The 8,429-nt window shown below is 70.5% G+C and carries 10 protein-coding genes and 1 pseudogene; 10 read left to right on the forward strand and 1 reads right to left on the reverse strand.

The features are described from left to right. The 8 genes and pseudogenes from L0D17_RS12490 to L0D17_RS12525 form a co-directional block, all read left to right on the forward strand. Nucleotides 1-274, forward strand: a pseudogene (locus tag L0D17_RS12490) (hypothetical protein); the annotation flags it as partial. Continuing rightward, nucleotides 271-624 carry a hypothetical protein gene (locus L0D17_RS12495; RefSeq protein WP_243095608.1) on the forward strand — a complete coding sequence of 118 codons (354 nt, stop codon included), beginning with the start codon at nucleotides 271-273 and terminating at the stop codon, nucleotides 622-624. The pseudogene L0D17_RS12490 and the gene L0D17_RS12495, both read left to right, overlap by 4 nt. Nucleotides 625-724: 100 nt before the next feature. Continuing rightward, on the forward strand, nucleotides 725-937 hold the full coding sequence (gene relB / locus L0D17_RS12500; protein WP_011171671.1) for a type II toxin-antitoxin system RelB family antitoxin: 213 nt from the start codon (nucleotides 725-727) through the stop codon (nucleotides 935-937). Continuing rightward, the gene (locus L0D17_RS12505; RefSeq protein ID WP_243095609.1) at nucleotides 921-1,190 is read left to right on the forward strand and encodes a type II toxin-antitoxin system RelE family toxin; all 270 of its coding nucleotides are present in this window, start codon (nucleotides 921-923) and stop codon (nucleotides 1,188-1,190) included. The genes relB and L0D17_RS12505 overlap by 17 nt, the downstream gene beginning before the upstream one ends. A gap of 166 nt (nucleotides 1,191-1,356) precedes the next feature. After that, the gene (locus L0D17_RS12510) at nucleotides 1,357-1,773 is read left to right on the forward strand and encodes a hypothetical protein (protein WP_243095610.1); all 417 of its coding nucleotides are present in this window, start codon (nucleotides 1,357-1,359) and stop codon (nucleotides 1,771-1,773) included. A 520-nt stretch (nucleotides 1,774-2,293) separates the two neighbouring features. Next, a complete protein-coding gene (locus L0D17_RS12515; protein WP_243095611.1) occupies nucleotides 2,294-3,238 on the forward strand; it encodes a hypothetical protein in 945 nt (314 codons plus the stop codon). 70 nt (nucleotides 3,239-3,308) lie between these two features. Further along, complete coding sequence (locus L0D17_RS12520) at nucleotides 3,309-3,653, forward strand: DUF7718 family protein (protein ID WP_015618062.1); 345 nt, start codon at nucleotides 3,309-3,311, stop codon at nucleotides 3,651-3,653. Between the two features lie 2 nt (nucleotides 3,654-3,655). After that, on the forward strand, nucleotides 3,656-3,934 hold the full coding sequence (locus tag L0D17_RS12525) for a DUF5647 family protein (RefSeq protein ID WP_015618063.1): 279 nt from the start codon (nucleotides 3,656-3,658) through the stop codon (nucleotides 3,932-3,934). Here the strand turns inward: L0D17_RS12525 and L0D17_RS12530 are convergent. Then, a complete protein-coding gene (locus L0D17_RS12530) occupies nucleotides 3,931-4,533 on the reverse strand; it encodes a hypothetical protein (protein WP_243095612.1) in 603 nt (200 codons plus the stop codon). The genes L0D17_RS12525 and L0D17_RS12530 overlap by 4 nt on opposite strands. A gap of 125 nt (nucleotides 4,534-4,658) precedes the next feature. Between L0D17_RS12530 and L0D17_RS12535 the strand changes: the two genes are divergently transcribed. Both L0D17_RS12535 and L0D17_RS12540 read left to right on the forward strand, forming a co-directional pair. Beyond that, entirely contained in the window at nucleotides 4,659-7,928 is a 3,270-nt protein-coding gene (locus tag L0D17_RS12535; protein ID WP_243095613.1) for a choice-of-anchor U domain-containing protein, read from the forward strand. Between the two features lie 55 nt (nucleotides 7,929-7,983). Further along, nucleotides 7,984-8,361: a hypothetical protein gene (locus L0D17_RS12540; protein ID WP_243095614.1), complete on the forward strand. Its 378-nt coding sequence runs from the start codon at nucleotides 7,984-7,986 to the stop codon at nucleotides 8,359-8,361. Nucleotides 8,362-8,429: the final 68 nt, after the last annotated feature.

Raw genomic sequence — 8,429 nt, forward strand, 5'->3', positions numbered from 1 at the left:
CCTCGTGGGCCACATGAAGGCCCTGGGGAACCTGCCCATGTTCAGCGGGGTGTGGAGCCAGGTCCAGGAGATCCGCCGCAGGGTGCAGAAGCTCTGGGGGGACCGGCACCTGCGGGATCCCTCGGGCCAATGGAAGGCCCCGCCCTGGCGGAAGGCCGTGGAGGAGTGGCCCAAGGCCCCCCTCTCCCCCATCGGGATGCGCCTCTACCCCGAGGAGCCTCCCCGGACCCTCGGGGAGTGGTGGGAGGCCCACCGGAAGGGGGGCGGAGGGTGATCCGGCGCCTCGCCGGGGTCCTCTGGGCCCTGGCCCAGACTCTCCCCGACCCCGAGCGGGACCCCGACCTGGGGCCCTTCTGCACCTACCTGCGCCAGCGGTACGGCCGCCATCCCCTCGCCCTCTCCCCCAAGGAGTGGGAGGAGGGCCTCCTGGACCTCATCGCCGAGGCCATCGCCGAGGGGTGGGACCGGTACGGGGCCCCCTCGGCCGCCCGGGATCCCGAGGGGGAGGGGTACATCGCCAGCGCCGAGGTGGGCCCGGAAACCATCCTCGTGCGGGCCCCCACGAAGCGGGAGGCTTACCGGGAGGCCCGGAGGGCGTGGGTGCGGCGGCTTCTCGGGGGGTGAGCGCCCGCTCAGCGCCGGGGGTGAGCGGTAAGCGCTCACCCTGAGCGCCTGGAGGGTAGGTCCCGGGCCCGGGACCCCGGGGTGTTATACTTGTATAGCAATGGTGGTCGTCCGCCTGCCCAAGGAGATCGAAGAACGCCTCACGGCCCTTGCCCGGAAGACGGGGCGCAGCAAGAGCTATTACGTCCGCCAGGCCCTCCTGGAGTACCTGGACGACCTGGAGGACTACTACCTGGCGGTGGAGCGCCTGGAAGAGCGCCTCCCCGGCATCCCCCTGGACGAGGTGGAGCGCCGCCTTGGGCTATCGGATTGAGTTCGACCCCCGGGCGGAGAAGGAGCTTGGGAAGCTGGACCGCGAGGTGGCCCGGCGCATCCTGCGCTTCCTTCGGGAGCGGGTGGCCGCCCTGGAGGACCCCCGCAGCCTCGGGGAGCCCTTGCGCGGGCCGGAGCTGGGGAGGTTTTGGAAGTACCGGGTGGGGGACTACCGCCTGATCTGCCACATCCAAGACCGTGAGGCCACCGTCCTGGTCCTGCGGGTGGGCCACCGCCGGGACGTCTACCGCTAAGGATCCCTAGGGGTGAGTGCTTACCGCTCACTCCTTCGCATGAGCTTTAGCGTCTCGCTCGTACGCTTGCGCGGCTAAGCGCATGCGCACATGTAGCGCGTGAGCGCCGCTTGAGGCGAGCGGCTGGCGCGCGAGCGCACGAGCGCTAGGCTGGTAGGGGGTCCACATGAGGGTCTTCAGCACGGAGGAGGTGGCCCAGGCCTTGGAGGTCAGCCCCGCCAGCGCCCGCAGGGTGCTTTCGGCCTACGAGCGGGTGAGCGGGGCGCCCCTCCCCCGGGACAAGCGGGGGGAGTGGGCGGTGCCGGAGGGGGCCATGGCCCACCTCGAGGCGGCCCGCGCCCTGGTACGGGAAAGGCGCCTCTCCTGGGAGGGGGCCCTGGGGGCGGTCTTGGGGAAGGAAGCCTCCCTGCCCCTTCCCGCCCGGAGGGAGGAGCTTTCAGAGGTCCTGAACCGCCTCAAGGCCCTGGAGGAGGAGAACCGGGCCTTGAGGGCGGCCCTGGAGGAGCAGACGGCCCTCCTCAAGCGCCTGGCCCAGGCCCTGGAGAGGCCGAGGCACCCCTGGTGGCGCTTCTGGGGGCAGTGAGGGGGGATTGGGCGGGGCTCTCACCTTTTGCCGGTACAATGGTAGGCAGTAAAAAACTCCGGCCGGGTCAACGACCGGAGGCTCCCCCAAGAGCAGCCTCCATCCTAATCCGGCCGGGGGGAAGGAGGCAAGAGTGGAGACTCCAATCCGGCCGGAAGCCCTTCAGAGCGAGGAAGCCCGTAAAACCCTTGCCAGCATTCTGAACCTCCTCCAGAAGAACCGCGCCCTGGGGGAGAGGGCTCTGCGCCTTTGGGCCGCCATGCACGGCCTGGACCCCGAGGAGGCCCTGGCCCTGGCGCGGTCCGGGGAAGTCCCCCCTTCCCCGGCCCCGGAGGCTCCACCCCCCCCTTCCGGGAGCGCCGTCCAGGAGGGCACTTTTGCGTTGCAACATTCAGTTCCTATCCCCCTAAGGGAGGATGACCCCGGACTCCCCCTCGAGGTGGCGGGCGGGCGTTGTCCCCCCTCTGGCGTCCAGCCAGGGCGTTGGAACCCTGAATGTTGCACGGCAACCCCTACCCAGATGATCACTGTCCAGGACGGTAAAAACCGCGCCCTGGCCTGGGTCAAGAACCTCCTCCGGGAGACCCTGGCCCAGGCCCCCGAGGGCGACCCCAGGCACCAGGCCCTTCAGGACCTCCTGGCCCTGGCCGAGGAGAAGGGCCTGGAGGCGGGACCCCTCCGCCTCCTCCTCCTCCTCGCCGCCCTGGGCCGCCGCTACCTCCGGGAGAGGTTCGGCCCCAAGGCCGCCAGGAAGGCCGGCCAGGCCGTCTTCCACCTCCCCGTGGACCTCGTGGCCTCCTTCCTCGGGGTGCACCGCACCACGGTCTGGCGCTGGGCGGGCCCCCTGGAGGAGGCCGGCCTCATCCGGAGCAAGACCCACGTGGCCACGGCGGTGCGGGGCGGGGAGGCGCAGAACCTCAACACCGGCACCGTCTGGGCCGTGCGCCTCAAGCCCGGGCGGGCCCGCTTCGAGCACGGGGACCTCACCTACCCCTGGCGGGACCTGGCCAAGGACCTGGAGGAGGGAAGGACCGCCTTCCGGGTCATCTACCCCAAGGGCAAGCGGCGAAGGAAGGGGGACCAGACGGAGCGCTTACGCCCCGAGCGGGTCTCCCTGGAGCTCCTGGTCAAGTGGACCCTGGGGATCCGGGAGGTGCCCGCCCTGGACTTCCTGCGGCCCGCCCCCACGGAGAACCCCACCATAGAGGCCGCCTTCCTCCTGGCGGAGATGGAGGCCCAGGACCGGCCCACGGTCATCGACCTCCTCTCCGAGCGCATGGCCCACGAGCTGGGCGACCCCCACTCCCGGCGCTTCTACGCGGGCCTCCTCTGGAAGGTGGTGGAGGGGAAGCTCAGCCCCCACGCCCTGGTGCACGCCTACCACCGGGCCCGGGTGGCGGTGCGGGAGGGGTACGCCAGACGAGGGGGGGCCTTCCTGCAGCACCTCCTCAAGGCGGCGGCCTAGGCCCCTTCCCGCCCCGGCCCCCGGCGGGGATCCTTCGGGGGTGTAGAGGGAATTCTGCCAGAATGGGTGCGTGCGGCGGGCCTACCTCGTCCTCCTTCACGAGCTCCTGCCCGAGCACGAGGCCCGTCTCCGGATCACCCTGGAGACCGAGCGGGGCCGCCTGGTCTCCTGGGGGGCGCAACTGGAGTGGCTGGACCCGGAGGAGGGGCGGTTCGTGTGGGTGGCCCGCTACGACACCGCCGGGGGCAGGGTGCACCGGGACCGCAACCGCATCGCCCGGCACGAGCCCACCCCTTACGCGCCCGAGGATCCCGAGGGGCTGACCATGGCCCAGCGGGACCTGCGGGAGCGGGCCCGGGAGTACATTGAGGGGTACGGGGTGGCCAAGGCCCAGGGAAGGGAGGGTTGGCCTTGAAGGTGGCGCAAGAGGCGGAGAAGCGTCTTGGGGAGCTGGAGGGGGTCTTTCGGGAGCGGCTTCTCGGGGACCCCGAGCTTCTGGCCTCCCTACCGGAGCGCTTCGTCCTGGTGGTCATGCCCCTGGACGAACCCGAGGCCATGCGGGTGGCCCTGGAGGGGCTTTCCCGGGCCCGGACGTGGGAAGGGGAAGGGCCTTTGGTGTACGCCCTCTTCCAGGGGGGCGGGCTCCTGGCCCTGGTCCTGCCCGAGGGCCGGCTTCTCCCCGCCCGGGCGGCCTAGCCCTCCCCCTCCGCGGGGTCGTCCCAGAGGCGGACCGCCCGGGCCTCCTGGGCCACGAGCCGGCGGGTCCTGGGGGCGTACACCCCCCGGAGCTCCACCCCCGCCCCCGGGGGCGGCAGCCCCTCCAGGAGGGCGAGGGGAGCCAAGAGGGTGAGCCGGAAGGGCTCCTTCAGCCGGCCCTGGGGGTTGGGCCGGACCTCCACCACGAGCCGGGCCGCGTCCCGGTCGGCGGCGAGGAGCCTCCCCCGGACGAGGAAGGTGGGCCGTCCGGCCTCGGGGGGGGCTTCCTGCGCGAAGATGTGGGCCAGCAGGGGCCTCTCCAGGAGGCCCTCCTCGTCCGTGCGGGGCCAGAAGTGGGCGAGGACGGGCTGGTTCAGGAAGGCCTTCACCCGGAGGCGGTAGAGCCTGGGGGGTAGAGGCAGGGAGGCTTCCCCGTCCCCCAGGAGGAGGCGGAAGGGGGAAGGCGGGGGCTCTCCCTTCTTGCGCTTCTCCCCCTTGGCCACCCGGCCGTAGGCCCAGAGGTGGGCCAGGTAGACGTCCTCCCTCGGTTCCTTGCGGGGCCGCTCCGCCCCTTCCTTGGTCGCGTGGGCTTCTTCCACGGATCCACTCTAGCGGGGGCGGGGCCCTCTTGGGCTCCCCCGGTGGGGGGCGTTTAAGGTTTTTGTAAGCCCCCCTGAGGAGGATGGGAGTAGGGACCCCGGGGGTCCCGGAAAGGAGGCAGCGCATGCTTCGGAAGACGGCGGCCACAGGACTCCTCTCGGGCCTCGCCCTCCTCCTCGCGGCCTGCGGCGGGGGGGCGCCCCCCCAGGACCTCACCCTCTCCGGGGTGAGCCCAAATAGCCCCAGCGTGGTCCAGGGGCAGAGCGTCACCCTCACCCTCACCTTCACCTCCCAGAACGGCTTCCAGGGGACGGTGTCCCTCAGCGTCACGGAGAACGGCCAACCCCCCTCCTGGCTCACCCTCTCCCCCACCAGCAAGAACCTCAACGTCCCCAAGGGGGGGCAGGTGCAGGAGACCCTGCAGGTCCAAGTGGCGGGGGACGCCCCCACCGGGGCCCACACCTTGAAGCTTCGGGCGACCTACGGGAACAAGACGGCGGAGCGGGACCTCACCCTCACGGTGAACCCGCCCCCCACCTTCGCTCTCGCCCTTTCCCCCACCAGCCTCTCCGTCCAACAGGGAGGGCAGGGCCAGGTCACCCTCACCGTCACCCCCCAGAACGGCTTCACCGGGACGGTGAACCTCTCCCTGGTAGCGGGCCAGGACCCGGTGCCCCAGGGGCTTTCCCTCTCCCCCCAGAGCGTCCAGGTCACCGGGTCTAGTCCCGTGAACCAGGCCCTCACCCTCGCCGCCTCCTCCAGCACGCTCACGGGGACCTACCGGATCAAGGTGCGGGGCACGGCGGGAAGCCTCACCCGGGAGGCGGACCTCACCGTCACGGTGAGCGCTCCCTCGGGCGGCGGAGGTGGCGGCGGCGGAGGCGGTGGCGGCGGGAGCACCACGGGCTCCGTGAACACCCCCGGAGGGCAGGTGCAGCTCGCCCTCCAGGGCGGCACCTTCACCCAGGGGCCCACCGCCCAGAACGTTCCCCCGCCCCAAGGCTTCCAGGCCCCCTACGGGGCCATCGCCTTCACCGCCCAGGTCCCCCAGGGCGGCACCCTCACCGTGACCCTTACCTTCCCGAGCCCCATCCCCCAGGGGGCGGTCCTGAAGAAGTACCTCAACAACGCCTGGCAGGACATCCCTGGGGCCCAGCTCTCCGGGAACACCGCCACCTACCAGGTCCAAGACGGCGGCCCCCTGGACGGGGACGGACAGCAGAACGGCCAGGTGGTGGACCCGGTGGCCCTCCTCACCCCGGCGCCCTCCTATACCCTCTCCGACCCGAGTCCGAACCCTGTCTCCGTGACCCAGGGGAGCACGGCCACCTTCCAGGTGACCCTTACCTCGCAGAACGGCTTCCAGGGGGAGGTCCCCCTCTCCCTGGCGGACGGGCAGGACCCGGTGCCCCAGGGCCTTAGCATCGCGAGCACCGACCCCTCCCCCATAAGCCTCTCCCCGAACGCCTCTGTGCAGGTCACCGTGACCCTGAGCGCCGGCGCCCAGCTCGCCCCGGGCACCTACCGCCTCAAGGTGCGGGCTCAGGGGGGAAGCGTCACCCAGGAGAAGCCCCTCACCGTAAACGTCCAGCCACCTGCGGGCTCCGGGCCCTCCCTCACCTGGACCCCCGTCTTCCCGGCCTACGAGGTGGCCTACGGCAACGGGGTCTTCGTGGCGGTGGGCGTAGCCCTGCTCGTCTCCAGCGATGGGCAGAACTGGGAGGCGGTGCGCCCCCCCGCGCCCGGACTAGGAAGCCTCAGCTTCGCCAACGGACGGTTCTTGGCGGTGGAGGGACCAGGTTCTGGCTGGCCCCCCAGCTTCACCATCTGGGAGTCCACCGACGGGCGGAACTGGACGCCCCACCCCTTCACCCCCAACCCCGCCACGCCAAGCCCTCAAAGACTGACCCGGATCGTGTACAAGGACGGGGCCTATTACGTTATGGCTCTCGTCGGCGGATACGTGACCAACCAGGGCCCCACCCGAGCGGGTCGGCTCTACACCTCTTCGGACCTGACCAGCTGGACCCTAGTGGGCGACACCGGGGACCTGAACAACCTCAACTCCCAATTCATGCCCCACGACCTGGCGCAAGGCGCAGGATACTTCGTGGCCGTTGGCCGGGATGTGGGACTGGAGGCCGGAGCGGTATTCGTCTCCCAGGACGGCCAGACCTGGACCCGGGCGGCCCAAGGGGGGATAGAGCTGGACTCCGTGGCCTTCGGGAACGGTCGGTTCGTGGCGGTGGGCTACGTCTACGGGGGCGGTGGGCTGGCCCTTGCCTCCGCTCCCAACGACCCCACGAGCTGGTCGGGCCTGACCCCGCCCAACTCAACGAGCGTCTCCCGCATCAACGTCACCTTTGACGGCACGAGGTTCCTCTCCGTACCCCGCGCGTCTGGAGGAAGGATCTGGGCCTACGACGGCACCACGGCCAACCCCAACTCCGCCTCCCTGCCTTCTCGCGTAAAGGGCGGCTGGATCGCCTACGGGGGCGGGCGCTACGTGGTGATGGGGGCGGGCTTCGCCTCCTCCCAGGACCTCGTGAACTGGACCACGGGCTTTGAGACGAACTACCCTGGAGCCGTGGCCTACGGGAACGGCAGGTTCGTGTTCTCCGTGGTGGACTCCCCCAACACCGTGCTCGCCACCGCCCCCGAGGGCCCCTTCCCGGCCTGGCAGGTGAGCGACCCCACGCCCAGGGCCGGGGTCTACCGCCTGGCCTACCTGAACGGGAGGTTCCTTGGGCTAGGCAACTCCGGTCGCGTCTACCTCTCCCAGGACGGGACGAGCTGGACCCAGGTGAACACCCCCACGAGCCAGAGCCTGGAGGCCGTGGCCTACGGGAACGGCACCTACGTGGCGGTGGGCTTGGACGGGGCCATCGTCTACTCCCAGGACGCCTCCACCTGGTCCCTGGCCCAGAACGCGGGGAGTGCGTCTTTCTTCGGCGTGGCCTACGGCAACGGAACCTTCGTGGCGGTAGGAGACGGGGTCTACACTTCTTCTGACGGCGCGAGCTGGACCCAGCAGTCCTCCCCGGGCTTCATGGCGGACGTGGCCTTCGGCAACGGGACCTTCGTGGCGGTGGCCAAAAATTATATCTACCGCTCTCAAGACGGGGTGGCCTGGGAGACCATAACCCCTCCCCCCTCGCCGCTTGGACCCGATGGCAGCCGCACCCTGCGTAGGGTGGTCTGGACCGGGAGCTTCTTCGTGGCGGTGGGGTCTACCGGGTCTGAGGGACTGGCCTACGTGGTCACCTCCGCCGATGGGCTACACTGGACGCTTCAGGACACGCCGTTTGACATATTCCTGAGAGACGTGGCCGTGGGCAGCCAGTACCTGGTGGCGATCGGGCAGTATGGGGTAGCCGTGGCCCCGCTGCCTTGAGAACCCCTTAGGGGCGAGGGGACGCCCCCTCGCCCCTTCTTCTTGGAGGCGCGCCTTGACGTTTCGGGCTGTTCTGGCAGGAGTGGGTTTTGCCGCCCTCCTGGCCTTGACCAACCTCTTTTGCCCCCTCTGGACCCGGGCCTTCTGGGGCAACCTCCTCCTCCTGGGGGGCCTTAGGACCCTGGCTTGGGGGGCCTTACGGGCCTGGGAGCGTGTGGAGAGGGCGGAAAAGCTTCTGGCGGAGCTTAGGGAAGAGAAGCGGGTGGGGGACACCCGGGCCTCTCCCGAGGAGTGGGCCAAGCTGGTCCAGGCCATGGCCGACCTCGCCAAGGCCCTCACCTCCCTCTTCCAGGCCTTCCCCGAGCTCGCGGGCTTCCTCCTCGGGGGGTGGCTGGTCTTCCTAGGGCTCAGGGTCTTGGGGTACCTGGGGTAGGGGCTCCTCTTTTCGCGAAGGCGAACTTTCGCGCAGGAAAGGGCGAAAAGCGACCAAACTGGCCCCTC

The organism is Thermus thalpophilus, from assembly GCF_022760915.1.
In the GTDB taxonomy this organism is placed as follows: Bacteria; Deinococcota; Deinococci; order Deinococcales; family Thermaceae; genus Thermus; species Thermus thalpophilus.

Coding starts and splice junctions, on each gene's coding strand:
- L0D17_RS12510 (WP_243095610.1), top strand. CDS start 1,357: ATGAGGGTCTTCAGCACGGAGGAGGTGGCCCAGGCCTTGGAGGTCAGC.
- L0D17_RS12535 (WP_243095613.1), top strand. CDS start 4,659: ATGCTTCGGAAGACGGCGGCCACAGGACTCCTCTCGGGCCTCGCCCTC.
- L0D17_RS12515 (WP_243095611.1), top strand. CDS start 2,294: ATGATCACTGTCCAGGACGGTAAAAACCGCGCCCTGGCCTGGGTCAAG.
- relB (WP_011171671.1), top strand. CDS start 725: ATGGTGGTCGTCCGCCTGCCCAAGGAGATCGAAGAACGCCTCACGGCC.